Origin of the sequence: uncultured Bacillus sp., assembly GCF_958411575.1 — a bacterium.
GTDB classification, from domain to species: Bacteria; Bacillota; Bacilli; order Bacillales; family Bacillaceae; genus Bacillus; species Bacillus spizizenii.
The window spans coordinates 103,841-128,537 of record NZ_CATYRA010000011.1 but is presented as its reverse complement, the minus strand read 5'-3'; the positions used below and the strand labels follow the sequence as shown (position 1 = coordinate 128,537).

The 24,697-nt window shown below is 45.4% G+C and carries 24 protein-coding genes; 1 reads left to right on the top strand and 23 read right to left on the bottom strand.

What is annotated here, in order from left to right; all coding sequences use genetic code 11:
- Window positions 1-13: 13 nt before the first annotated feature.
- The 6 genes from fapR to Q5C82_RS17160 all read right to left on the bottom strand — a co-directional run bounded on the left by fapR (window position 14) and on the right by Q5C82_RS17160 (window position 6,481).
- Entirely contained in the window at window positions 14-580 is a 567-nt protein-coding gene (gene fapR / locus Q5C82_RS17185; RefSeq protein WP_003221561.1) for a transcription factor FapR, read from the bottom strand.
- 108 nt (window positions 581-688) lie between these two features.
- The gene (gene recG, locus Q5C82_RS17180) at window positions 689-2,737 is read right to left on the bottom strand and encodes an ATP-dependent DNA helicase RecG (RefSeq protein WP_003221559.1); all 2,049 of its coding nucleotides are present in this window, start codon (window positions 2,735-2,737) and stop codon (window positions 689-691) included.
- Window positions 2,715-3,617, bottom strand: a complete 903-nt coding sequence (gene sdaAA / locus Q5C82_RS17175; RefSeq protein WP_003221557.1) for an L-serine ammonia-lyase, iron-sulfur-dependent, subunit alpha — start codon at window positions 3,615-3,617, stop codon at window positions 2,715-2,717. Before sdaAA ends, recG begins: the two co-directional genes overlap by 23 nt.
- Before the next feature lie 23 nt (window positions 3,618-3,640).
- Entirely contained in the window at window positions 3,641-4,303 is a 663-nt protein-coding gene (sdaAB, locus tag Q5C82_RS17170) for an L-serine ammonia-lyase, iron-sulfur-dependent subunit beta (protein WP_003221555.1), read from the bottom strand.
- Between the two features lie 138 nt (window positions 4,304-4,441).
- Complete coding sequence (locus Q5C82_RS17165; RefSeq protein ID WP_003221552.1) at window positions 4,442-6,103, bottom strand: DAK2 domain-containing protein; 1,662 nt, start codon at window positions 6,101-6,103, stop codon at window positions 4,442-4,444.
- A 15-nt stretch (window positions 6,104-6,118) separates the two neighbouring features.
- Complete coding sequence (locus Q5C82_RS17160; RefSeq protein WP_003221550.1) at window positions 6,119-6,481, bottom strand: Asp23/Gls24 family envelope stress response protein; 363 nt, start codon at window positions 6,479-6,481, stop codon at window positions 6,119-6,121.
- 278 nt (window positions 6,482-6,759) lie between these two features.
- Here Q5C82_RS17160 and rpmB point away from each other — a divergent pair, with 278 nt between their 5' ends.
- Window positions 6,760-6,948 carry a 50S ribosomal protein L28 gene (rpmB, locus tag Q5C82_RS17155; protein ID WP_003221548.1) on the top strand — a complete coding sequence of 63 codons (189 nt, stop codon included), beginning with the start codon at window positions 6,760-6,762 and terminating at the stop codon, window positions 6,946-6,948.
- Between the two features lie 72 nt (window positions 6,949-7,020).
- Here rpmB and spoVM read toward each other — a convergent pair whose 3' ends face one another.
- The 17 genes from spoVM to Q5C82_RS17070 all read right to left on the bottom strand — a co-directional run bounded on the left by spoVM (window position 7,021) and on the right by Q5C82_RS17070 (window position 24,578).
- Complete coding sequence (spoVM, locus tag Q5C82_RS17150) at window positions 7,021-7,101, bottom strand: stage V sporulation protein SpoVM (RefSeq protein WP_003221545.1); 81 nt, start codon at window positions 7,099-7,101, stop codon at window positions 7,021-7,023.
- A 70-nt stretch (window positions 7,102-7,171) separates the two neighbouring features.
- Entirely contained in the window at window positions 7,172-7,816 is a 645-nt protein-coding gene (locus Q5C82_RS17145) for a thiamine diphosphokinase (protein WP_003221543.1), read from the bottom strand.
- A gap of 69 nt (window positions 7,817-7,885) precedes the next feature.
- On the bottom strand, window positions 7,886-8,539 hold the full coding sequence (gene rpe, locus Q5C82_RS17140; protein ID WP_003221541.1) for a ribulose-phosphate 3-epimerase: 654 nt from the start codon (window positions 8,537-8,539) through the stop codon (window positions 7,886-7,888).
- A gap of 4 nt (window positions 8,540-8,543) precedes the next feature.
- Window positions 8,544-9,440 carry a ribosome small subunit-dependent GTPase A gene (gene rsgA / locus Q5C82_RS17135; protein WP_003221538.1) on the bottom strand — a complete coding sequence of 299 codons (897 nt, stop codon included), beginning with the start codon at window positions 9,438-9,440 and terminating at the stop codon, window positions 8,544-8,546.
- Window positions 9,441-9,454: 14 nt separating this feature from the next.
- A complete protein-coding gene (gene prkC, locus Q5C82_RS17130; protein WP_003221535.1) occupies window positions 9,455-11,401 on the bottom strand; it encodes a serine/threonine protein kinase PrkC in 1,947 nt (648 codons plus the stop codon).
- Window positions 11,395-12,159 (bottom strand): protein-serine/threonine phosphatase PrpC, encoded by a 765-nt coding sequence (gene prpC, locus Q5C82_RS17125; protein ID WP_003221533.1) that lies wholly within the window; start codon window positions 12,157-12,159, stop codon window positions 11,395-11,397. The genes prkC and prpC overlap by 7 nt, the downstream gene beginning before the upstream one ends.
- A gap of 6 nt (window positions 12,160-12,165) precedes the next feature.
- A complete protein-coding gene (gene rlmN, locus Q5C82_RS17120; RefSeq protein WP_003221531.1) occupies window positions 12,166-13,257 on the bottom strand; it encodes a 23S rRNA (adenine(2503)-C(2))-methyltransferase RlmN in 1,092 nt (363 codons plus the stop codon).
- 2 nt (window positions 13,258-13,259) lie between these two features.
- A complete protein-coding gene (rsmB, locus tag Q5C82_RS17115) occupies window positions 13,260-14,603 on the bottom strand; it encodes a 16S rRNA (cytosine(967)-C(5))-methyltransferase RsmB (protein WP_003221529.1) in 1,344 nt (447 codons plus the stop codon).
- Window positions 14,590-15,543: a methionyl-tRNA formyltransferase gene (gene fmt / locus Q5C82_RS17110; protein ID WP_013307976.1), complete on the bottom strand. Its 954-nt coding sequence runs from the start codon at window positions 15,541-15,543 to the stop codon at window positions 14,590-14,592. The genes rsmB and fmt overlap by 14 nt, the downstream gene beginning before the upstream one ends.
- Before the next feature lie 4 nt (window positions 15,544-15,547).
- Window positions 15,548-16,030: a peptide deformylase gene (def, locus tag Q5C82_RS17105; RefSeq protein ID WP_003221528.1), complete on the bottom strand. Its 483-nt coding sequence runs from the start codon at window positions 16,028-16,030 to the stop codon at window positions 15,548-15,550.
- Between the two features lie 26 nt (window positions 16,031-16,056).
- Complete coding sequence (gene priA, locus Q5C82_RS17100; RefSeq protein ID WP_003221527.1) at window positions 16,057-18,474, bottom strand: primosomal protein N'; 2,418 nt, start codon at window positions 18,472-18,474, stop codon at window positions 16,057-16,059.
- On the bottom strand, window positions 18,471-19,691 hold the full coding sequence (gene coaBC / locus Q5C82_RS17095) for a bifunctional phosphopantothenoylcysteine decarboxylase/phosphopantothenate--cysteine ligase CoaBC (RefSeq protein ID WP_003221525.1): 1,221 nt from the start codon (window positions 19,689-19,691) through the stop codon (window positions 18,471-18,473). Before coaBC ends, priA begins: the two co-directional genes overlap by 4 nt.
- 81 nt (window positions 19,692-19,772) lie before the next feature.
- Window positions 19,773-19,976, bottom strand: a complete 204-nt coding sequence (gene rpoZ / locus Q5C82_RS17090) for a DNA-directed RNA polymerase subunit omega (protein WP_003221520.1) — start codon at window positions 19,974-19,976, stop codon at window positions 19,773-19,775.
- Between the two features lie 3 nt (window positions 19,977-19,979).
- Window positions 19,980-20,594: a guanylate kinase gene (gene gmk / locus Q5C82_RS17085; protein ID WP_003221518.1), complete on the bottom strand. Its 615-nt coding sequence runs from the start codon at window positions 20,592-20,594 to the stop codon at window positions 19,980-19,982.
- A 7-nt stretch (window positions 20,595-20,601) separates the two neighbouring features.
- Entirely contained in the window at window positions 20,602-20,871 is a 270-nt protein-coding gene (remA, locus tag Q5C82_RS17080; protein WP_003154355.1) for an extracellular matrix/biofilm regulator RemA, read from the bottom strand.
- A 76-nt stretch (window positions 20,872-20,947) separates the two neighbouring features.
- A complete protein-coding gene (locus tag Q5C82_RS17075; RefSeq protein WP_003221516.1) occupies window positions 20,948-21,823 on the bottom strand; it encodes a YicC/YloC family endoribonuclease in 876 nt (291 codons plus the stop codon).
- Window positions 21,824-21,905: 82 nt separating this feature from the next.
- A complete protein-coding gene (locus tag Q5C82_RS17070) occupies window positions 21,906-24,578 on the bottom strand; it encodes a calcium-translocating P-type ATPase, SERCA-type (protein WP_003221513.1) in 2,673 nt (890 codons plus the stop codon).
- Window positions 24,579-24,697 lie beyond the last annotated feature (119 nt).

Genomic DNA, 24,697 nt, shown 5'->3' with positions numbered 1-24,697 from the left:
GCATGCTCCACCTTTATGAATGTTTTGAACGGTACATGTCAAAATGTCCAGAAAAAACAATTTCTTCGCCGACATAGCTGTTCACTTCGACAACTGTTCTTCCTTTTTCTTTTTCGACGGCCGTCACTTTCGCTTTCGCTACGACACGTTCCCCCTGCTTTACCTGTCTTGTAAAGCGGATATCTGCACTTGCAGTCAGCGCCAGCTCGTCATCAATAACTGCAACAGCCAAAGAATTCGCCTGCGCAAATAAATGATGCCCTCTCGCAATCTGATTCCGGCTGAACACATGCTCCTGTTTTATTTCTAAAATGGATATCGCCTGATCATCCAGCTCAAGGTCAATAATTTCTCCGATAACTTCATCAAGTGACAGGGATTTCACTTCATCTTCAAGCGTTTTCTCTGCCACGTTCTTAATTCTTTCTCTCAGCTCCGGTATGGAAAGCTCTAAGCGGTCCAAACGTATCGTCTGGATGCTCACCCCGAATTTACCTGCTAATTCTTCATCGGTAATAAAGGGGGTTGCTTGAATCGTCTGCTGAAGTAATTCCTGGCGTTCTCTCTTATTTCTTCTCATATCTAAACACCATCCGGACAATTAAGACTAGGTACTAATAGTAGTATATAATTTCATAGATTGGAATGCAACGATTGTTTCTGACTGAACACCAAAAACTTCTGGAGCTCAGCTTAATTTTTCCCCGTCCATTACTCCGCTCTTCAGCAATTGTTCTCTCAGCACACCATATTCCGGCTCCTTCCAGAACGCGTCAGAAGCCACAAGATTCGCTGCATCCTGCCTTGCCGTTTCAAGCGCCCTGTAATCATGAACCATATCCGCTACCTTGAATTCAGGCATTCCGCTTTGTTTTTTCCCGAAGAAATCTCCCGGGCCTCTCAATTCCAGATCCTTTTCAGACAGCTCGAAGCCGTCATTGGTCTCGGACATGATTCTCATCCGTTCTTTCCCTGTTTCTGATTTAGGGTCGGCCATCAGAATGCAGAAAGATTGGTGCTCGCCCCGTCCGACACGGCCGCGCAGCTGGTGAAGCTGTGACAGCCCGAAACGGTCGGCGTCATAAATCACCATAATGGTTGCATTCGGAACATTCACGCCAACCTCAACAACAGTGGTTGATACGAGAATTTGACACTGATTCGCGCTGAATTCTCTCATGACCTGATCTTTTTCATCGGAATGCAGCTTTCCGTGCATAAGTCCGACGTTCCATTTTCCCCGAAAAATGTCAGAAAGCATATTGTACACGTCAATGGCGTTTTGCACATCGAGCTTGTCTGATTCTTCAATCAGCGGGCAGATGATATAGGCCTGTCTGCCCTGCTTTAATTCTTTTTCGACAAATGCCAAAATACGGTCCAGCATATCATGCTTTACCCAATAGGTTTCGATTTGTTTTCGTCCCGCCGGCATTTCATCTATGACAGATACATCCATTTCACCGAACACTGTGATGGCTAACGTTCTTGGGATTGGAGTGGCTGTCATAAAGAGAACATCGGGATCCTGCCCTTTGTTCCGAAGCTTTTTACGCTGCTCAACTCCAAATCGATGCTGCTCGTCTGTAATGACAAGACTTAACGCCTTAAACTCCACCTCATCCTGAATTAAAGCGTGTGTCCCTACAAGAATATCAATCTCTCCCGCCTCAAGACGTTCAAGCAGTTCTTTTCGCCGCTTCCCTTTAACAGAGCTTGTCAAAAGGGCGACACTGACATCCCACTTTTCAAATAGTGAAACGAGCGAATCCGCATGCTGTTCGGCCAGAATTTCTGTCGGCACCATGAGCGCTCCCTGGTATCCGGATAGGATCGCGGCATAAAGTGCAATGGCGGCGACTGCCGTTTTTCCTGATCCAACGTCTCCTTGAAGAAGACGGTTCATTCTGTATGGAGAAGACATGTCTGCTGTTATTTCGCGAAGCACTCGCGACTGGGCGTTTGTGAGGGGAAACGGGAGGCTTTTGATAAATCTCATGAGTTCTTCGTTTGAAAAACGCTGCCGTATCCCTTGAGTCTGCTCTCTTTCCGCCTTTCGGAACGCCTGCATTTTCAACTGAAACAACAAAAATTCTTCGTAAACAAACCGGCGTCTGGCAAGCTTTAACGCTTCCCTTGTTTCAGGCTGGTGCATTGCTTTTAACGCCTGATGATAGTCCGGCAGCTTATATCGTGTTTTTAACTTTTCCGGAAGAGGATCCGGAAGTGAATCTGCATATTGGTTAAGCGCCTGCTGAATAAAGCGTCTCATCATTTTGACGGTAACATTTTCTTTCACAGAATACACTGGTTCAATGCTCTTATCCTCTTGGTGCGGACCGTTTTTTAACTCCTGAACAGAGATGGTTTGGCGGTGCTTGTCCCATTTTCCGGAGACCGTCACGACAGAACCCAGAGAAAGCTTTTTCTTTAAATAAGGACGGTTGAAACATACGGCTGTGATTAAATAGTGGCCGACAAGAACCCTGAATGTCAGCCTGTTTCTTTTCTTTCCGTAATAGGTAAGAGAAGGCTCTGAATGAACCTTCCCTTCGACTGTAACTCTTTCATCATGCTTTACTTCTTCTAAATCCCTCAGCTCGTAGTCATCATAGCGATAAGGGAAATAATTCAGAAGATCAGAAATGTCATAAATACCGAGTTCATTCAATGTTTTTTCTGTTTCCGGCCCAATACCCTTAATGTTAGCTATACTAGTTTGCTGATGTTGTTTCACTTGAACCTAGCGCTCCTCCGAAAATTTTTTTCTCTAATTCTCTTCCTGTCGGTGTTGCTGCTAAACCGCCCTGGCCTGTTTCTCTAAGTGCAGTGGGCATCGTTTGGCCAATTTTATACATGGCATCGATAACCTCATCACATGGAATGCGGCTTGTAATGCCTGCCAATGCCATATCAGCAGCAATCATCGCATTTGACGCGCCCATTGCATTCCGTTTCACGCAAGGGACTTCAACAAGCCCCGCAACAGGATCGCACACTAGACCGAGCATGTTTTTTAATGTAATGGCCATGGCCTCCGCGCTTTGTTCGGGTGTTCCGCCTGCCATTTCAACAATCGCCGCAGCAGCCATGCCTGAGGCTGATCCAACTTCTGCCTGACATCCCCCGGCGGCGCCAGAAATACTTGCGTTATTAGCCACGACAAATCCGAAAGCCCCGGCTGTAAATAAAAAGCGGATCATTTGTTCTCTTGTTGGGTTCAGCTTTTCTTTTACAGCAAATAACGTGCCAGGCACCACACCGGCAGACCCTGCAGTTGGTGTCGCACAGATCGTTCCCATGGCTGCATTTACTTCATTTGTTGCAACAGCTTTCGATACAGCATCTAAAATCAGCGGGCCAGACAGGCTTTTACCTGATCGAATGTAGGCCTGTAATTTTACGGCGTCACCGCCTGTTAAGCCCGTTTGGCTCGTAACTCCCTCGAGTCCTTTCTGAACCGCAGCTTCCATAACAGTCAGATTGTGATCCATCTGCTGAAAAATCTCTTCTTTTGTTTTTTCTGTTACTTCCATCTCTTGCGCGATCATTACTTCAGAGATGGATATTTGCTTTTCTTTAGTAATCTCAATTAATTCCTTTACATTACGAAACATAACTGGCTCCTCCTGACCTTTCGCTAGTCAGCAATCTTTGTCACTTGAATAATATTCGGCAGCTTCGACAGCTCGTCGAGAACGTGGTCGTCAATATTTTGATCGACTTCTATTGTCATCAAAGCAAGCTGGCCGATATCCTTTCGGGCTACTTCCATATGTCCTACGTTGATTGAAAATTTCGCCAGAACATTGGCAACACCGGCAATTGTGCCAAACTTGTCATTATGAACAACTAATATGGCCGGATGATTTCCTGACAGCCTGAGTTCAAAACCATTTAATTCTGTGATTTCAATCTTTCCTCCGCCAATCGAAATACCCGTCAGCTCAAGCTCTCCCTTTTCATCAGAGATAGTGATTTTGGCTGTGTTCGGATGGATTGGGACAGCGTCTTCAACCCGAAACTCTATATCAATTCCTTTATCTTCTGCAATTTGTATAGCGGTTTTAATTCGTTCGTCGAATGTATCAAAATCAAGCAATCCGCCGATAATCGCGACATCTGTGCCGTGGCCCTTGTACGTTTCCGCAAAAGAGCCGTAAAAGGATACAATGATGCGCTCAGGCTCTCTGCCAAATAAACTTCTGGCGACCCTCCCGATTCTCGCCGCTCCTGCTGTATGCGAGCTGGACGGACCGATCATAACCGGGCCGATAATATCAAAAACGCTTCTGTATTTCATACTATTCCTCCTTATGAACCAGAGCTTATAAGCGCTTTGCTTCTAGACTAATTGATCAGATATAAAATGGCAAGCGGGCGCGTTACAGCGCTGCCGCACTTAAAAGCAGACATAAGAATAGAAGGGCAAATTGCCCTTCTATTCTGCAGAAACTATATACGAATACAGCGGCTGTTTTCCGTTGTGGATCTCAACCTCAATCTCCTCGTACTTTTCACTGAGAAACGCTTCAAGCTCCTCAGCTTCTTCCTGAGACGCATCCTCACCATATAGGATGGTGACAATTTCGTCGTCTTCTCCGATCATTTCTGACAGCAGCATTTTCGCGGCTGACAGCTGATCTTCAGCAGTGCCGATAATCGTTCCATTCAGGATCCCCATAAAGTCGCCTTTTTTTATGTCTTTGCCGTCAATATGAGTATCTCTGACTGAGTACGTCACCTGCCCGCTTTTTACTTGTTGGATGGCGCTGAGCATATTGGCTTCGTTCGCTTCAGCTTCTTGATCCGGATTAAATGCCAGCAGGGCTGACATCCCTTGCGGAACCGTTTTGGCCGGAATGACAAAAACCTTTTCATCCGTTACACTGGCAGCTTGATTAGCTGCCATGATAATGTTGGAGTTATTTGGTAAGATAAAAACCGTTTCTGCATTTAGAGATTTTACGGCCTCGACAATATCCTCAGTGCTCGGGTTCATCGTCTGTCCGCCTTCGATTACAACAGAAGCGCCGATGCTTTTGAATAAGTCAGAAACGCCTTCTCCCATCGCCACAGTTACAATGCCATACGGCTGCTTTGCCGGTGATTTTTCGTTGTCAGCATGGTTGCTTTCTTGGCTGATGATGGAGGTATGCTGTTCTCTCATATTTTCTATTTTAATTTTGATTAATTCACCGTAATGCTGGGCATAGTTTAATACATTCCCCGGCTCTTCAGCATGGATATGCACCTTCGCCAGTGATTCATCCGCAATAACTAACAGAGAATCACCAAACTGGCTGAGGTCTTGTCTGAACGCACCTTCGTCGAATTCTCGTTTTGTCTGATCGAGCCTTACCATCACTTCGGTACAAAAACCAAATTCAATATCTTCGGTATTCATCATGCTTTGCGCGCTCTTATGATGCTCTGCACTGACCATGTCATCAAGTGACGGAAGAACAGCTTTCTGAGGCACAGTTTCACCTTTTAATGAAGCAAGGAAACCTTCATACACACAAAGCAGGCCTTTGCCGCCGCTGTCGACGACTCCTACTTCCTTCAGGACAGGAAGCAATTCAGGGGTCCGGTTTAAAGATGCCTCTGCTTCTTCTGTCACTGCAGTCATCAGCATTGTGATATCGGTTTCTTTTTCTGCCAGGGTTATCGCTTTTTTCGCAGCGTCTTTTGCAACTGTTAAAATGGTACCCTCTACAGGTTTCATGACAGCTTTATACGCCATATCAACACCTGCTTGCAGCGCAGCGGCAAACTCCAGAGCATTAATTTCTTTTTTTGTTTCAATGCTTTTACTGAATCCCCGGAACAATTGGGACAGGATCACGCCTGAATTTCCGCGTGCTCCCATGAGCAGTCCTTTAGATAACGCGGATCCCACCTTCCCGATATTATCCGTATTCATTTGCTCCACTTCTCTGGCTCCGGAAGTCATCGACAGATTCATGTTTGTTCCAGTATCGCCGTCCGGCACCGGAAACACGTTTAACGCATCAACCGCACTCGCATTTTGAGACAGATTCTGCGCTCCAGCAAGAATCATCTCGGCAAAGGTTCTGCCGTCTAATGTTCTGATAGACAATCCTACTCCTCCTAACTACGGGTTCGTCACTCGGACACCTTGGACATAAATATTAACAGAGTCCACTTCCAGTCCGATGGTTTGATTTACTGTGTACTTTACTTTTGTTTGGACATTATGTGCCACTTCAGAAATTTTCGTGCCATAGCTGACAATGATATACATGTCAATATGTATCTGTTCTCCTTCTTGGCGAACTTGGACACCCCTGCTGAAATTCTCTTTCCGAAGGATTTCAGTCAGTCCGTCTTTAATCTGGTTTTTAGAGGCCATGCCGACAATGCCGTAACAGTCAATCGCCGCGCCTCCTGCAACCATCGCAATGACTTCATTAGATATATCAATCTGCCCGTACTTCGTTCTTAATTCAATGGACACACTAGTTCCTCCTTCGAATGCATAGAGTTACAGCTATTCTACTATATGGTTTCCATTATGAAAAGAAAAGACCTGGCTATTGCTGCCCGTCCCTCTACATATACTATAGCACCGCTGTTTCTGCAAGATGTCAAGTGAATTTTCTTGAAAGATGATGAAACAATAGTTGCAAACGTTTTTTAGCTGTGGTAAATTATTTAAAGTATCCATATCGAAAGCATCTAAGACCATATGAATGTTAAAAAGTAGATGTTTTGTGCAAGTGAGGAGGGAAACAAATGGCACGTAAATGCGTTATCACAGGTAAAAAAACAACAGCTGGGAATAACCGTTCTCACGCAATGAACGCTTCTAAGCGCACTTGGGGCGCGAATCTTCAAAAGGTTCGTATCCTTGTGAACGGAAAACCTAAAAAAGTATATGTATCTGCTCGAGCTTTGAAATCCGGTAAAGTTGAGCGTGTATAACAAAATGAACGCCTGCCTCGATAAGTGGCAGGCGTTTTTATGTGGTGAAAGAGGGCTTTGAACCCCTGGGCATTAATCTTTTCTAAATGAGCCCAGCATCGCCCGGACAATTCCTCCTAAAAACTTCGGCAATTTAATGGTGTAAAATTTCATTTTTTGTCCCCTCCTATAACGTCCCGTAACCGCCTGTTCATTGATTTCAGCAAATGAATGAAAGCACATGCTAATCCGTGCTTCTTATCATTATTAATATGCCTTTTGCAAACGAAAAAGTACCTCGTGAATGAATGAGTTCGTTACTAATACATAGTGTTGAACCGAGCATAATATGACACTTATTTAGCGGATATTTAAAACCAGTCAGGGTCAGCTCATGTATTTCTTCGGAAAACGGTATGAAGGAGATATATCGCTTGTTTTCATCCTTCTCAATATCATATTCACCGGGAGGGAACATTTGAATATGATTTTGTTTGTCTATCAGCCTAATTTTTATATTCGTTTTTACACCTCTGTACAGAAGCTGAATGTTGCCTAAAAAATGATCAGCTCTGCCGCCTGTAATGCCGAAGATCTGAATGATATCCGGCTGCTTTTCCAGCGCCCAATCAAGGGCGAGGTCTAAATCAGTTTGATCTTTTTCTGCTTGATACACATGGAGTGCAGGAGCGGCTTTTTGAATTCGGAGGCGTTCTTGCTCTGTTATGCTATCAAAATCTCCAAAGGCTTCATCAGGAATGATCCCGGCATCTAAAAGAGTGACGGTGCCTTTGTCAACACCGATCCAAAGGATGTGCTCAGCCGTATAGCCGGTTAGATCGGGAATGAGATCTTTAGGGCCTCCCGCAACGATATTGATTGTTTTCATCTCTGATTCCTTTCTCTGCATACAGGAAAAAGAGCTTAGGCTCTGTACGCCCAGCTCTTTTTTTACTGCTTATTTACTTCCTCTAATTTCAGAAATTGCTTTTTTGCGGTCGGGCTGGCCATAAACAGCTGAACCGGCAACGAGTAAATTAGCACCTGCTTCAATGACTAACGGAGCGGTTTCCTTGTTGACGCCGCCGTCTACTTCAATTAACAGATCTTTTTTTCCTCTTTCATCCGCCATTCGCTTAACCTCTTTGATTTTAGGAAGGACAGAATGAATAAATTTCTGCCCGCCGAATCCCGGGTTCACTGTCATTAAAAGAACAAGATCAAGGTCATCGAAAACGTGCTCGATGACTTGTACAGGCGTATGCGGGTTTAGAACAACACCGGCCTTTACACCTTGTTCCTTAATGAGCTGGATGGTGCGGTGCAGGTGCGGACATGCCTCAGCATGCACAGACAGGATATCTGCGCCCGCTTTGGCGAAAGCTGGGATGTAACGATCCGGCTCTTCTATCATTAAATGAACATCAAGCGGCAAATCTGTTACCGGCCGGACAGCTTCTACAATCAGCGGACCGATCGTGATATTCGGGACGAAATGGCCGTCCATGACATCAATATGAATACAATCGGCTCCGCCCTTTTCTACATCTTTAATCTCATTGCCTAAAGCGGCAAAATCAGCGGAAAGAATAGATGGTGCAACCTTTATCATTATGCTAATACCTCGGCTTTCTGTCTTTAATCTCCGTCATAAATTCAACATAATGGTCATAGCGGTACTGCTTTAATTCCCCGTCTTCAACAGCTTGCTTCACCGCACATTTCGGCTCTTTTAAGTGTAAACAGCCTCTAAATTTGCATGAAGAGCTTTTTTCTCTCATTTCAGGGAAGGTATAGCCCAGCTCTTCTTCCTCAATGTCTGTAAATTCAAGTGAGCTGAATCCCGGAGTATCCGCAACCAAGCCTCCGGACGTGTGAATCAATTCCACATGGCGAGTGGTGTGTTTCCCGCGGCCCAAATGCTCGGAAATCTCGTTTGTTTTTAAACCGAGATCCGGACTAATCGCGTTGAGGAGCGAGGATTTTCCAACACCGGACTGACCGGCAAATACCGTTGTTTTGTCCTGAAAATGCGGGATGATGTCCGCTAAACTGTCTTGGTCCTTAGAGGAGGTGAGATATACGTCATAACCAATATTCCGGTAGTCTTCTGCATAGGCTTGAATCGCATCTTGTGTATCTTGATCTTCAATCAGATCCATTTTTGTAATGCATATAATCGGCTGAATATCATTGGCCTCAACGAGAACCAAGAAGCGGTCGAGCAATGCCGTGCTGAAAGAAGGCTGAACCGCTGAAAAAACAAGGACCGCTTGATCAACGTTGCAAATTGGCGGCCTGATCAGCTCATTGGTTCTTTCTTTAATTTCTAACAGATATCCCTCTTTGTCATTTTCAGCTTGATACACAACGTAATCACCGACAAGAGGGGTAATTTTGTTCTTTCTGAAAATGCCTCTTCCTCTGCATTGTATTACTTTATCTGAATCCTCTGATTCATCCAGTACATAGTAAAAGCCGCTTAGCGCCTTAATAATTTTGCCCTCAGGCATATTTTCCCTCCTTGTTATTCATCTTTCGGATATTCAATGGTTTTGTAGCTGACGACTTTATTGTTTACCATCACTTGATAATACCCTTTTTGGCCGGGTTCAATCTTTAGTTCGATCGTCCGTTCAGTCGGCTCTTTTATCTTAAATTCTTCATAAGTGTCAGAGATGCTGTGATCCGCATCGTCAATCGCGATTTGCACTTCAAACTCGTCCCCTTCATTTTCTGGCTCATAGGGGATCTCGACCTTTTCTTTCACTGTTTTCGCAGGTTTTTTCTCAGGTCCCAGAGAGAATGTCACTTCAACTTCGTTTCCCGGCTTTACTGCCGTTCCTGCTGCTGGTTTTTGTTTGACAACCTGTCCTTCTGGAACGTCATCTGAGTATGCTTCTTTTTCTATCAGCTTCAGTCCGTTGTCTTCCAGATATCCAGACGCTGCTTCTTTACTGTACGTTTTCAAGTCTCTAAGCGTAATGTCTTCGGGCCCGATACTGACTGTGAGTTTGACTTGATCTTCACTCGGCACAAGCTCAGTCCCTGCTGACGGATTCTGTTCAATGACAGTGCCAACGCTTTTCTCGTCGTTCACTTCATTCACCGTTACATGTTTAAACCCTTGGTCCTTTAAGGTCTTTTTTGCCTGATCGACCGTTTGGCCTGTCACATCACCGATCTCTGTTTTAGCTTTTCCGGTGCTCTTATAAAGTGTGACCGTTGCGCCTTCTTTAACTGTGGAATCCGCTTTAGGATCCGTTTTTACCATCAGGCCTTCTTCAATTTTCTCATCTGAGATTTCTAAAACCTCTGAATCAACTTGCAAACCGTCTTTTTCCAAGAGTTCTGCCGCCTTTTTGTACTCCATTCCGGAGACATCAGGTATTTTGACATCTTCAGGCATAAAAAGCGACGGAAAAACGGTGACAGCGAGGATTCCAGCTGTGATGAAAACGATGCATATCGTGAGCAAAACCCACGGCCACTTTTTTCTTTTGCCGTTTTTCTTTGTTTTATTGTCTTGGGCGGATGTCAATTCAGCTTCTTTTTCGCCAGCAGCTTTAGCGAGCTCTTCATCTTTAATGATAGGGATCGCTTTTGTCATTTCTTCATCTTCTTGAACCGTAAATCTCTTTTCATTGAGTCTGTCGGCATCAAAAGCTGTTTGGATATCTGCTTCCATGTCTTCAGCCGTTTCGTAGCGATGAAAAGGATCTTTGGCAGTTGCCTTTAGTATGATGTTTTCAACGCTTTGGGGCACTGACGGATTCCACCTTCTCGCCGAAGGGGTTTCTGCCTGTAGATGCTTTAAGGCGATGCTGACTGCCGATTCTCCATCAAACGGGATACGGGCGGTTAAGAGCTCGAATAGAACGATTCCAAGCGCATAAATATCCGATTTTTTTGTTGCCAAACCGCCCCGCGCCTGTTCAGGTGATAAATAATGGACTGAGCCCAGCACAGAATTGGTATGGGTGATTGTGGTCGAACTTAGTGCTGTCGCAATACCGAAATCCGTCACTTTGATATTTCCCATGTGGTCAATCAAAATGTTGTGCGGCTTAATGTCTCTGTGAACAATCTGATTTTGATGGGCATGGGCGATGGCTGAGACAATTTGCTCCATGATGTTCAGCGCTTCTTTAGGGTGAAGCGGCCCGTTTGCTGTTATGTATTCTTTAAGCGTCATGCCCTCAACGTATTCCATGACAATATAATAGATATCATCTTCCTCGCCCAAATCGTAAATGCTTACAATATTCGGGTGATCGAGGCTTGATGCGGATTGGGCTTCTCTGCGGAAACGCCTGATAAACTCATTGTCGTTCACATAGTCAAACCGCAGGATTTTGATAGCGACTTCACGGTCTAGAATGATATCCTCAGCTAAATACACGTTGGCCATTCCCCCGCCGCCTATGACGCGGAGAATTTGGTAACGTCCGCTGATCCGCTTGCCGATTAGCACTGATCTTCACCCTCTTCAACATGTAAAGCAAGCTCAAGCAAAACTGCTGTAATGTTGTCTTCCCCGCCATTCTGATTGGCTTTGTCCACAAGCAGGTTTACTTTTTCCTGAGGAGCTGAATCGCTTTGCAGGATGTCTTTTAACTCAGTGCCTTCCACTTTATTCGTCAGTCCGTCAGAACATAGAAGCAGTTTGTCCCCGGCTTCAATGTCAAAGGAACGTGTATCAATGCTGACTGACTGGTCTGTTCCAAGTGCCTTCGTCAACACATTTTTTCGCGGATGATGTTCGGCGTCTTCTCTGGAAATCTCTCCAGTGCGAACCAGTTCATTTACAAGCGAATGATCTTCTGTCACTTGAATGAAATCATCGTCCTGAAGCAAATAGCATCGGCTGTCACCTATATGAGCAACAGAAACCGTTTTCCCCGTAAAAAGCGCGCATACAATCGTCGTCCCCATGCCTTGGCATTCTTCATGGGCTTGGGCATGATCGTATATTTTGCTATTTACCGCAAGAATCTGTTCAATGAGCCATTCTTCACATTCCGAGGGCGCAACTGGAATCGCCTCTGCTTCATTCCATTTCTCCCCCATGGCTTTCACAGCCATCTTGCTTGCAACATCTCCAGCAAGATGGCCGCCCATGCCATCAGCGACAACCGCTAATACAAATTGATCTTTCCCCTTGAATATCCCCGCATCATCTTCATTATGCTGGCGGATTTTTCCTGTATCTGTTTTTAAGGCTGTTAACAACCCTCATCACCTCGTCTCGTCTTGACGCTCCTTCGCGCGAAGCTGACCGCAGGCTGCGTCAATGTCATGGCCTTGCTCTCTTCGGATTGTGACATTTACTCCGCGGGATTTCAGCGTTTTCTCAAAAGCAAAAATCTGATCACGCGGTGTGCGCACATAGTCCCGTTCAGGCACGTAGTTTACCGGAATCAAGTTCACGTGGCATTTAATTCCTTCCAATAAGTCGGCAAGCTCTTCAGCGTGCTCAACCTGGTCGTTTACGCCTCCGAACAGCCCGTATTCAAAACTGATACGGCGTCCCGTTTTGTTAATATAATATTTAACGGCTTCCATTAAATCAGGGAGCTTGTACGCTCTGTTAATCGGCATCAAACGGCTTCTGATTTCTGTATTCGGGGCGTGCAGAGAAATCGCAAAGTTAATCTGCATTTGCTGATCAGCGAATTCATAAATTTTCGGGATGATGCCGCTTGTAGAAACCGTAATATGGCGAGCACCAATATTCAGGCCCTTGTCATGGTTAATGATTTTCAAGAAAGCGAGCATTTCATTAAAGTTATCAAAAGGTTCACCGATTCCCATGATCACGACAGAGCTGACGCGTTCATCCGTTTCATCCAGAGCTTTTTGAACTTTGAGTACTTGAGCGACAATTTCACCCGCTTCAAGGTTTCGTTTCAACCCCCCGAGTGTTGACGCGCAAAACGTACAGCCAATACGGCAGCCGACTTGTGTCGTTACACATACAGAATTGCCATACTCGTGTCTCATTAAAACGGTTTCGATTGTATAACCGTCATGCAGCTCGAACAAAAACTTCATCGTACCGTCTTGAGAGGTTTGTTTAACAGCCGTTTTCAGCGTCGTCATCTCAAAATGAGCGCTTAATTTCTCACGCAGATCCTTTGACAGGTTTGTCATTTCTTCAAAAGAAGATACGCGTTTTTCATATAGCCATTCAAAGATCTGAGCCGCGCGGAACGGTTTCTCTCCGTTGTCTGTCAGCCATTGTTTGATTTCATCTAATTCAAAAGAATAAATAGACGGACGCTCTGTCCGCAATTCTTTTCTTGCTTTTGTTTTTTTAAGTTCTGCCATTGTTATCCCTTCTTTCTCATGCTGCAAATAAAGAAACCATCTGTTCCGAAATAATGAGGAAGGATTTGCACCCTTCCATCCCGAACAAAGGGTCTCGCCTTTTCGGGCAGCCGCTTTTCAAGAGACAAATCGGGTTCAAAATCAGGATGTTCTTGTATAAACGCATGTATTACTTCTTCATTTTCTGTCCGGTCCATTGTACACGTACTGTAGACAAGAGTGCCACCTTTTTTTACTAATGGTGCGATTTCCCTCAAGATCGACAGCTGGATTTCAGCAAGCCGTGTGCTGTCGTCAGGCTTTTTCGTGTACTTCATGTCCGGCTTTCTTCGGATCACGCCAAAACCTGAGCACGGGGCATCGACCAATATCCGGTCAAACTGTCCATTTTCAAACGTTTCTCCTGCTTTTCTCGCATCCATTGTTTTCGCGTCAATGATTGTAAGGCCAAGCCTGTCTGCCGCTTCTTTGATCAGCTTCACTTTATGCTTGTGAAGATCAAGTGATGTAACGCTTCCCTTGTTCTCCATCAATTCTCCGATATGAGCCGACTTTCCTCCAGGCGCGGCACACGCGTCAAGCACCGTTTCACCGGGCTTAGGATCAAGGGCGCGGGCAACGAGCATGGAGCTCTCATCCTGAATGGAAACTTCACCGTTTTGGAAGAAATGAGTTCCAGCGATTGACCCCTTTAAGAGCTTCACCGCGTCTTCTGCGAGGTCACCATTTTCAACTTCGATTCCCTCAGCAGCCATTTGATCAAGCAAATCCGCTCTATCTGCTTTCATTTGATTGACACGCAGTGTCTGCCTTGGCGGAATGAGGTGGATGCGGCAAATCTTTTCAGCCGCATCAAATCCATACGCATCCGTCCACTCTTTTACGAGCCATTCCGGATGGCTTGTCTCTGTCGCCAACCGGCGGACAGGATCTTCGATGGCGTCAAAGGATGGAACACCTTCGCGCTGTATGGAACGAAGCACACCGTTGACAAATGAAGCAATGCCCTTATGTCCGCGGATTTTAGCAATCTCGACCGCTTCATGAATGGCAGCCCTGTCTGGAATCTTCTCCAGATACTCCATTTGATATAAGGATAGGCGAAGAAGCTGAATCACCCACGGCTTTACTTTTTGAGGCTTATTAATAAACGGTTTGAGCATATAATCAAGCGCGATCTTGTTTTGCAATGTCCCGTAGACAAGTTCAGTCAAAAGCGCTCTGTCCTGATCACTCAGTTCATTTGATTTAATCACCGATTTCAGGAGCAGGTTGCTGTATGCCTGGTTTTGTTCTAGTTTGATCAGTGCCTCAAGGGCGATATCACGAACACTATTTTTTTTCATTGTTTACTCCTAACTTTTCACCAGCTTCAACATGAGCGCCGCGCACAAAATCCTCGCCTTTCATGCGTTTTTTGCCGGCTGGCTGAAGTTCGGTTAATAACAGGGCCGTATCGTTGCCTGTGGCAACGATAATGCCTTCCTTTTCAACCGCAACAACTGTACCGGGCTCAGCTTTTGTAGGTGCGGGTGTTTTTTTCGACGCCCACACTTTCAAGTTTTGTCCATTAAGAGTCGTATAGGCAACAGGCCAAGGATTTAAGCCGCGGACCTGGTTGTAAAGCTCTTCACCCGTTCTAGACCAGTCGAGCAGCTCTTGCTCTCTTTTGATGTTAGGCGCATATGTCGCTTTCTCTTCATCTTGCTTTTCAGGTGATATGCTGCCGGCAATAACGTTTGGAACCGTTTCAGACAATAGCTTTGCGCCAGCTACGCTTAATTTATCATGCAGCGTTCCGACATTGTCGGTTTCTTCGATGTCCACTTCCACTTTTGAGATCATATCGCCGGCATCCAATTTTTCTACCATATACATAATAGTAACCCCAGTTTTTTTCTTTCCCTGCAGAATGGAGTAATGGATCGGAGCACCGCCGCGCAATTCCGGCAAAAGAGACGCGTGAACGTTAATGCAGCCGTATTTCGGGCTGTCGAGAAGCTCCTTGGGCAAAATTTGTCCAAATGCCGCTGTTACAATAAGGTCAGGCTTTAACGCCAACACTTTCTCAATTTCTTCTTTTAATCTGACTTTTTCCGGCTGAAGAACCGGGATGCCGTGACGCAATGCCTCTTCTTTTACCGGAGGAGGTGTCAGCACTTTTTTTCTGCCCTTCGGACGGTCAGGCTGTGTGACGACCCCCACTACTTCATAACCATCCTCTATCAGGGTTCTTAAAACAGGAACTGAAAAATCCGGCGTCCCCATAAATACGATTCTCGTCATCAAATCATCCTTCCATATCCGCTAGTTCATCTTCTGTATAGTATTTACTTATCTTAGATGTAAACAGCACACCGTCTAAATGGTCCATTTCGTGCTGTACGGCTCTCGCTAAAAAGCCACGCGCTTCCAGAATGAACGGTTTTCCCTGACGGTTAAACGCACGTACTTTGACATAATCAGCACGTGTGACATCACCATAGACGCCAGGAAAGCTCAGGCATCCTTCAATTCCGGTTTGCTCACCGCTTTTTTCTAAAATCTCGGGATTAACGAGATCAATTCTGCCGCTGTTATCCCCGATATCCACGACAGCCACTCTTTTTAAGATGCCGATTTGCGGCGCTGCCAGTCCGACTCCATCCATTTCAAGCATGGTGTCGTACATATCATCCAGCAGTTTTTTTAGCTTTTTATCAAAAACAGTCACGCTTTCCGTCGGTGTTTCCAAAACCTCCGCTGGATGTGTGACGACCTTTTTTACTGCCAATTTGTTACCCTCCAAGACGTGAGATCTTACATCATCATATAAGGATTCATATCAATTGAAATCATTACATGCTTTTGTTCAATTTCTCGTTTATAATGTTCCAGTATCTTTTTTAATAAAGCGGATACCTGGGTTTCCTGTTTGTATTTTATCACGCATTGATAGCGATATCTATCTTTGATCCTGGCTATCGGCGACGCGCTTGGCCCGAGAATTTTCGTGTCAGCTCCGCAGTTTGCTTTCAAAAAGTGAGCGATTTTTTCAGCCGTAACAGCTGCTTTCGCTACTTCCTCATGAGAAACAGTCACAAGAGCCAAATAGTAATAAGGCGGATAGGATTGCTCTCTCCTGTGCGCCATTTCATGCTGATAGAACGTTTCATAATCGTGCGTCTTCGTCAGCTGGATGCTGTAATGGGACGGTGTATACGTTTGAATGATGACTTGGCCGGGTTTTTCATGCCTGCCTGCCCGGCCGCTGACTTGCGTTAACAGCTGAAATGTTTTTTCGGCCGATCTGAAATCAGGAATATGGAGTGTGGTATCAGCACTTAACACTCCGACAAGTGTGACATTCGGAAAATCAAGCCCTTTCGCGATCATTTGCGTTCCGAGAAGAATATCCGCTTTTCCTTCTCCGAAAGCTGACAATAATTTTTCATGGGCGCCCTTCCTTGAAGTCGTATCAACATCCATTCGAATCACTCTCGCATTTGGCAGAACTTTTGTCAGCTCTTCCTCCACTCGCTGTGTCCCCGTCCCAAAAAAGCGGATATGCTCGCTTGCACATTCTGGACAAGTATGCGGGACAGGCTCTTCATGTCCGCAATAATGGCATTTCAGCCTTTGCCCGTAACGATGGTATGTCATAGAAATGTCGCAGTGCGGGCATTGTGGGACATATCCGCAATCCCTGCACATCACAAATGAAGAATAGCCTCTTTTATTTAAAAACAGCACAGCCTGCTCGCCCTTGGAAATCGTTTCTTCAAGCTTTTCCATCAATTCAACTGAAAACATTGAGCGATTGCCGCTTCTGAGCTCCTCTCTCATATCAACAAGCGAAACCTCAGGCATCACCTGATGGTTCACGCGGTGCTTCAGCGAAAGAAGCTCGTATACACCCTTTTGCGCACGTGCATATGACTCTAATGTCGGCGTAGCACTGCCCAGTACAACCGGACAGCTGTGATGCTCAGCCCGCTTGATCGCCACCTCTTTCGCATGATAGCGCGGCATTTCTTCTTGTTTATAAGAGGACTCATGCTCTTCATCGATGATAATCATTCCGAGATTTTCAAACGGTGCAAAAATAGCCGATCTGGCGCCGACGACAAGCCGCACTTCCTTCCGGTGGATTTTACGCCACTCATCATATTTTTCCCCTGTGGATAATCCGCTGTGCATGACTGCCACCTGAGAGCCAAAACGGCCCTTGAAGCGATTGACCATCTGTGGAGTCAGTGAGATTTCCGGTACGAGGACAATGGCTTCTTTTCCTTTCGCCAGTACTTTCTCAATTGATTGCAGATAAATTTCTGTTTTTCCGCTTCCAGTTACGCCGTGAAGAAGGAACACTTTATGCTCATCGTTGTCCAATGTCTGACGTATTGGCTGAAAGGCAGCGCTCTGTTCGTCTGTCAGCGGGAGCGGCTCTGTTTTTTTGAACATTTTGTCCTGATAGGGATCTCTGTAAACCTCTTCATAGCTTTCCTTCAAAAGCCTCTTTTGGATAAGGGTTTTGATGGTCGCAGAGCTCGCGTCTGTTTTATTGCACAAATCCGCTGCAGGGATTTTCACCCCTTCAGGCTCTGCGATGAAAAAGTGAAGAATCGCCTGCTGCTTGGCTGCTTGGCGGGATAAGCCCTCAGCCTGCTTGCTAAGCTCTTCTTTACTCGCATTTGCCTGAATATGCCTGACCATTTTTTTGTTGGCTTTTTGCGCAACTTTATATGTCACATCAATGCTGCCTTTTTGAACATGCTTTTGAATCAGTTTCAGCGTATCGTGATCGGGTATATCCGAATACAGAAGAGTCTTTGTTTCAGAAAACAGCCGTTCCACTTGCGGAGGTAGCTCGGCATCATATGCGACCCTTAGTTCTTTTTCATATTTCGCCTTTAATGCGGCAGGCAGCATCGCTTGAAGCGCCGTTATTTTAAAAGACAGCGTTTTGTCAGACAGCCATGATGACAGATTCATAAGCTCCTCTGTCAAAACAGGTGTAAGATCTAATAAATCCTCTACCTCCTTGACAGATTTCCCCGAGAGATCAGATGCTTCTTTCACAGCTGTCACAAACCCTTGAATTTTACGGGGACCAAACGGAACAATGACTCGCATGCCCGTTTTGATCATGCCTTTGAGATGGTCTGGGATTTTGTAATCAAAAGGCCTGTCTATATTTTTGGTGCTGACATCAACGATGACTTCGGCAAAATTCATGAGTGCTCTCCGGTTTGTTTTGAGAGAACTGCGATTTCCTGAAGGATTTCAAAAGAAACATCAAGCTTCGACATGATCGGAAGCTCGCGTTTGCGTCCGTCTTTGAAAAAGATTGTTACGATATTCGTATCAGCACCAAAACCGGCCCCATTTGCTTTCACATCGTTAGCCACAATCATATCAAGATTTTTGGCAGCGAGCTTTTTACGGGCATAGTGTTCAACATCCTGAGTTTCAGCTGCAAATCCGACTAACAGCTGCTCCTGCTTTCTCTCGCCTAATTCTTTTAAAATATCGACCGTTCTTTCCAGTTCCAGGGTCATACCGCCGTCTTGTTTTTTCATTTTATGGTCAAATACTGTTTTCGGCGTAAAATCGGCTACCGCAGCTGTTTTGATGACAATATCACTCGAGTCATACACAGAGAGTACTGCTTCGCGCATATCCGCAGCCGATTGAACAGGGATAAACTGAGCAAGGCCTTTCGGCTGATCCAGCGAAACAGGGCCAGAGATTAAAGTTACCCGTGCGCCGAGCTGGACAGCAGCCTCCGCTAATGCGTATCCCATCTTGCCCGTTGATTTATTGGTGAAAAATCGGACAGGATCAATCGCTTCCCGTGTCGGGCCAGCTGTAATGACCACATGTTTGCCTTCTAAAGGAGCAATTTTTTCTTCAGCAAAATGCTTTTCAGCTAGCTTCACGATATTTTCAGGCTCTTCCAATCTGCCTTTTCCTACGTAACCGCATGCTAAATAGCCCTCGCTTGGCTCAATAAAACGATAGCCATCCTGATAAAGAACAGATATATTTCGTTTAACTGCTGGATGGTCATACATGTGCACGTTCATCGCCGGTGCGATCCACACGGGAGCCGTTGCTGCTAACAATGTTGTTGTCAGCATATCATCAGCAATACCGTTTGCCAGTTTTCCAATTACATTAGCCGTAGCCGGCGCCACGATAACCAAGTCGGCCCAGTCTGCGGCATCAATATGAGAAATGACGCTTGGATTTTGTTCTTTAAATGTATCTGTATAGACTTCGTGGCGGCTCAATGCCTGAAATGTCAGCGGTGAAACGAATCGGCAAGCTGACTCAGTCATAATCACTTTGACATTTGCTCCTGCCTGAACCAGCCTGCTCGTTAACGCACAGGCTTTATAAACAGCGATGCCTCCGCTCACGCAAAGTAACACATTTCGATTGTTAAGCAATGACTTCTCCCCCTCTGCACTTTACAAAAACCGCACGGAAAAAAATAACAACCTACATGATATAGGTTGCTACTGGTGCTACTATTCGCGGTCTTCCTTTTCAAACGAAAGCAGGCCTGCATCAATTTCTTCTAAAGCTTTGCCTACATATTTGTGTGAAATCGTATGTTCAATCATTTGGTCTTTTTTGATTTGCATTTCTCGGGCACGTCTCGCAGAAACAGTCACAAGCGTGTATTTGGAATCTAATTTATTCATTAAAGAGTCAATTGACGGATCTAACATTGGTTATTCAACCTCCAGCATTTTCTTATATCTAGGCGCAACGCGCTCGCGCTTCAAATGTTCAGCGAGAACGATTGCTTTGATTTTATCACAAGCCTTTTCGACATTATCGTTTTCAACGACATAATCATAAGCATCCATCATTTCGATCTCAGCTTTTGCGGCTTTCATTCGATTTTCAATCAGAGCGTCTGTTTCCGTTCCTCTTGTCACAATTCTGTTCTTTAGTTCAGAAAGGCTTGGAGGCGCAAGGAAAATAAACAGGCCTTCCGGGAAAGCATTTCTCACTTGAAGAGCGCCTTGAACTTCGATTTCTAAAAAGACGTCTTTTCCTTCTTGAAGCGTCTGTTCAACATAATCGACAGGCGTTCCGTAATAATTGCCGACATACTCTGCCCATTCAAGCAGCTTGTTGTCTGCAATCATTTGCTCGAATTCTTCTCTCGTTTTGAAAAAATAATCGACTCCGTTCACTTCGCCCTCTCGCGGACTTCTTGTGGTTACTGAAATCGAGTATTCAAATTTTGTGTCTTCCTGCGAAAAAATCGCTTGCCGAACCGTTCCTTTACCAACTCCTGAGGGACCTGAGAGAACGATTAATAACCCTCTTTCTTTCATGCGGCAATTATCCCTGCCCTTCATCCATAATTTCTTCTTTAACAGAAAGTCTGTGTGCAACTGTCTCAGGCTGGACGGCAGATAAGATAATGTGATCACTATCCATGACGACAACTGCACGGGTTCTTCGTCCGTATGTAGCGTCAATTAGCATTCCGCGGTCTCTTGCATCCTGAATCATCCGTTTGATTGGCGCAGACTCCGGGCTGACAATCGAAATCATCCGATTAGCGGAGATAATATTGCCAAATCCGATATTAATCAGTTTAATCGTCATCTTCTACGTTCCCCCTGTAAAATAGACGTCTCTAGTTTAGCCTAGTAAGACCGTCTGTAAACAATACGCACAGTCACTATTCTATATTTTGCACTTGTTCTTTTATTTTTTCAATAGAACTTTTCATTTCGACGACAAGCTTTGTGATCTGATGATCATTTGCTTTTGAGCCGATTGTATTTGCTTCCCGATTCAGCTCCTGAACGAGAAAGTCGAGTTTGCGCCCGACAGCTCCGCCACCAGCTAATATATCACGAAACTGGGCGAAGTGGCTCTTCAGCCTGGTAATCTCTTCAGTGATATCAGAGCGGTCTGCAAAAATTGCGCATTCTGTTACAAGCCGGCTCTCGTCTAATACATCTTCAGTCCATTCTTTTATTCTGGCGTACAGCCGTTCCCGATAACGAGATACGACATCCGCTGCCAGCAATTCAGTTTCTTTCACCAGCTCTTCAAGCTGATCAATATGCTTCAGGCAGTCTTTCGCTAAAAGCAGCCCCTCTTTATCACGCATTTCACAGAGACCTTTTACCGCTTCCTCTGCAGCAGCAGTGATTAACGCCTCCAGCTTGTCAGTTTGCGTCTGTTCTTCATGAATCTGGACGACATGGTCAAGCTTAAAGAAATCCATTACATCAGGCTCTGCAGACAATTGATACCGCTTCTTCATTTCTCCCGCAGCTGCGACAAACTCATCGAGCAGCGGCCAATCAATTTCAAGCCTTTTCTCTACAAGCATATCGCTGTCAACTGATACGAAAAGCTCAATTCTTCCGCGCTGGATATGCTGCAGAATGGTCTGTTTCAGCTTATCTTCAAAATATAGCAAAGGCCTTGGCAAACGAGCGTTCACTTCTTTAAACCTGTAGTTCACAGATTTAAGTTCAACGCTTACAGAGAGATCATCTTGTGTTTTGCTTGCACTGCCGAAGCCTGTCATACTTCGTATCATTTTAAAACACCCAATTCTTCCCTGTTCTCATAATAAAAGGGCAATAGACATGCTATTACCCCTAAGATTATATCATATGAATTTACTTTTTTCTTGTCAAAAGTGACCCAGCCAGCAAAAAAGTAGGGATGGCGGACATACCGATGACGAGCATCCAGTCTCCAGGCGTGATGGCAACGGTATGGAAAATTGGCTGAAGCGGCGGATAGTAGATCACAACAAGCATCAGCAAAATTGATGACAATACTGCGCCCAGTAAGTACAGATTTTGAAACGGATTTCTGGAAAAAACAGAGGTCTCGCTGCGACAATCAAAAACGTGAATAAGCTGAGCCAGCACCAAAGTGGCAAACGCGATCGTCTGGGCATAAGGCAAATTCTCCGGATTCCGGTGATACACAATGATAAACGCTAAAATAGTGGCTGCTCCGATTAAAAACCCTCTGGAGACGACCTTCCATCCAAGCTTGCGGGCAAACACTCCTTCTTTCGGATGACGGGGCTTCCGCTTCATCACGTCTCCTTCCGGCTGATCCATGCCGAGAGCCATTGCCGGCAATCCGTCCGTCACCAAGTTGACCCACAAAATCTGAATCGGCACGAGCGGCAAAGGAAGGGCAAGCAGCATCGCAAACAGCATGACAAGAATTTCTCCGACGTTAGAAGCCAACAGATATCTGATAAATTTTCTGATATTTTCATAGATGTTTCTGCCCTCTTTTATCGCAGATTTGATCGTCGCAAAATTATCATCCACGAGAACAAGAGATGACGCTTCTTTTGCCACATCTGTCCCTGTAATACCCATAGCGACTCCGATGTCAGCTTGTTTAATGGCTGGGGCGTCATTAACGCCGTCTCCCGTCATCGCCACAATATGCCCGTTTTCCTGATAGGCTTTTACGATTTTTAGTTTATGCTCAGGAGAAACGCGGGCAAATACATACACATCCTCCACCACATTAGAAAGCTCTTCTTGAGAAAGCTCATTCAGCATCTTGCCGTCCATGATTTTGCCGCTTTTCGGAAGGAGGCGCAAGTCTTTCGCTATCGCTTTAGCTGTCTCCACATGATCGCCTGTAATCATGACGGTCTTAATTCCCGCTTCACGGCATTCTTTAATCGCCTGTCTGACTTCCGGCCGCGGCGGATCAATAATGCCCGAAAGACCGAGCATCGTCAGATCTTTTTCCGCCTGCTCCATAGACGGTGTTTCACCTGCTTTTATCGGCCTGTAGGCGACCGCTATCGTTCTGAGCGCCTGGGATGCCAGATGTCTTAATACCGCCTCTGTTTCTGCTTTTCTCTCATTTGAGAAAAGAGCTGCTGAGCCGTCATAAAAAATACGGGAAGAGCGTTGCATCAGGACATCTGGTGCACCTTTTGTAATGATATACCGCTTTCTGTCCTGATCCTCTACAATGACAGTCATCATTTTCCGTGCCGAATCAAACGGAAACTCTTCAATCACTCGGTAATGTGAGTCAACAAACTCCTTTGAGAAACCGCCCTTTCTTGCCGCGGTGAGCAGCGCTCCCTCTGTTGGATCTCCGTCAAGCACATATTCGCCGTCTCTTTTCTCAATATTGGAGTTGTTACAAAGCGCTCCGAACAGAAGCATCTGTTGAAGCGGCATATGCTCATTCACACTGATCTCTTTTTCGTTCAGTGTGAAGCTTCCATTCGGTTCATAGCCTGCCCCCGTCACTCTCCATGTTTTCCCTCCGGACCAGACATGTGTCACCGTCATTTTGTTTTGCGTCATTGTCCCTGTTTTATCCGAACAAATGATAGACGCACACCCAAGCGTTTCAACCGCAGGGAGCTTTCTTACGATTGATTTTTGCTTAATCATCCGCTGTACGCCAAGCGACAGTGCCACTGTTACAATCGCCGGGAGCCCCTCCGGAATCGCGGCTACTGCTAACGACACACCCGCTAAAAACATGCTGTACAGATCGTGACCCTGGATGACACCGACAGCAACGACAAGTACCGTCAGAAGCAATGCAACAACAATTAAAATCTTCCCGAGCTGCTCCAGTCTTCTTTGCAGCGGGGTTGACAGTGTCCCTGCCGATTCAAGCATGTCGGCAATTTTGCCCATTGCCGTATTCATTCCGGTGCCGACGACGACCCCGACACCGCTGCCGCGGGTCACAATCGTTCCCATAAATGCCATATTCGTAATATCGCCGAGCGAAACATCCGGTTTTTTCAATTTATCGGCATGCTTCACAACCGGGATGGATTCCCCAGTCAGCGCTGATTCTTCTATTTCAAGGCTTCTTGCTTCGACAATTCGAACGTCTGCTCCAATCCTGTCACCGCTCGTAAATTTCACAATATCGCCCGGCACAAGTTCCTTAGAAGGAATCTTTGTCCAGCTTCCTTCCCTGAGCGCCATGACATGCGGTGTTGAAAGCTCTTTTAAAGCCTGAAGAGATTGCTCAGCCCGCCTTTCTTGAAAGAAACCGAGTATGCCATTCACAAACACAATCGCAATAATCGCAACCGCGTCTACGTATTCACCAAGAAATCCTGAGATTAACGTTGCCGCCAAAAGCACAAGCACCATAAAATCTTTGAACTGCGCGAAAAACAAGAGAAGCGCTGATGTTTTTTTTCCTTCTTGCATCTCGTTTGGTCCATGCTTATCGAGGCGTTTTTTCACCTCTTTTTCTGTTAATCCTTGTTTCATGGACGTATTGGTTGCCTCTAGTAAATCTGTTTGTCCCATTTCATGAAACTTCATTCCGCTCGTCCACTCCCCTGCTCTCTTATAGAGATATCACTCTATAAGCATGCTTATTCTGACTCGTCCCATTTCATGCTATAATTATCGAATGCAGGAAGAATGAGAGGGTGTATTGC

Bases quoted from the DNA above. Each gene is read 5' to 3' on its own strand.
- fapR (WP_003221561.1), bottom strand. From the start codon at position 580: ATGAGAAGAAATAAGAGAGAACGCCAGGAATTACTTCAGCAGACGATT.
- sdaAA (WP_003221557.1), bottom strand. From the start codon at position 3,617: ATGTTTCGTAATGTAAAGGAATTAATTGAGATTACTAAAGAAAAGCAA.
- sdaAB (WP_003221555.1), bottom strand. From the start codon at position 4,303: ATGAAATACAGAAGCGTTTTTGATATTATCGGCCCGGTTATGATCGGT.
- rpmB (WP_003221548.1), top strand. From the start codon at position 6,760: ATGGCACGTAAATGCGTTATCACAGGTAAAAAAACAACAGCTGGGAAT.
- spoVM (WP_003221545.1), bottom strand. From the start codon at position 7,101: ATGAAATTTTACACCATTAAATTGCCGAAGTTTTTAGGAGGAATTGTC.
- Q5C82_RS17145 (WP_003221543.1), bottom strand. From the start codon at position 7,816: ATGAAAACAATCAATATCGTTGCGGGAGGCCCTAAAGATCTCATTCCC.
- rpe (WP_003221541.1), bottom strand. From the start codon at position 8,539: ATGATAAAGGTTGCACCATCTATTCTTTCCGCTGATTTTGCCGCTTTA.
- rsgA (WP_003221538.1), bottom strand. From the start codon at position 9,440: ATGCCTGAGGGCAAAATTATTAAGGCGCTAAGCGGCTTTTACTATGTA.
- rlmN (WP_003221531.1), bottom strand. From the start codon at position 13,257: ATGGCAGAACTTAAAAAAACAAAAGCAAGAAAAGAATTGCGGACAGAG.
- rsmB (WP_003221529.1), bottom strand. From the start codon at position 14,603: ATGAAAAAAAATAGTGTTCGTGATATCGCCCTTGAGGCACTGATCAAA.
- fmt (WP_013307976.1), bottom strand. From the start codon at position 15,543: ATGACGAGAATCGTATTTATGGGGACGCCGGATTTTTCAGTTCCTGTT.
- priA (WP_003221527.1), bottom strand. From the start codon at position 18,474: ATGAATTTTGCCGAAGTCATCGTTGATGTCAGCACCAAAAATATAGAC.
- rpoZ (WP_003221520.1), bottom strand. From the start codon at position 19,976: ATGTTAGATCCGTCAATTGACTCTTTAATGAATAAATTAGATTCCAAA.
- gmk (WP_003221518.1), bottom strand. From the start codon at position 20,594: ATGAAAGAAAGAGGGTTATTAATCGTTCTCTCAGGTCCCTCAGGAGTT.
- remA (WP_003154355.1), bottom strand. From the start codon at position 20,871: ATGACGATTAAACTGATTAATATCGGATTTGGCAATATTATCTCCGCT.
- Q5C82_RS17075 (WP_003221516.1), bottom strand. From the start codon at position 21,823: ATGATACGAAGTATGACAGGCTTCGGCAGTGCAAGCAAAACACAAGAT.
- Q5C82_RS17070 (WP_003221513.1), bottom strand. From the start codon at position 24,578: ATGAAGTTTCATGAAATGGGACAAACAGATTTACTAGAGGCAACCAAT.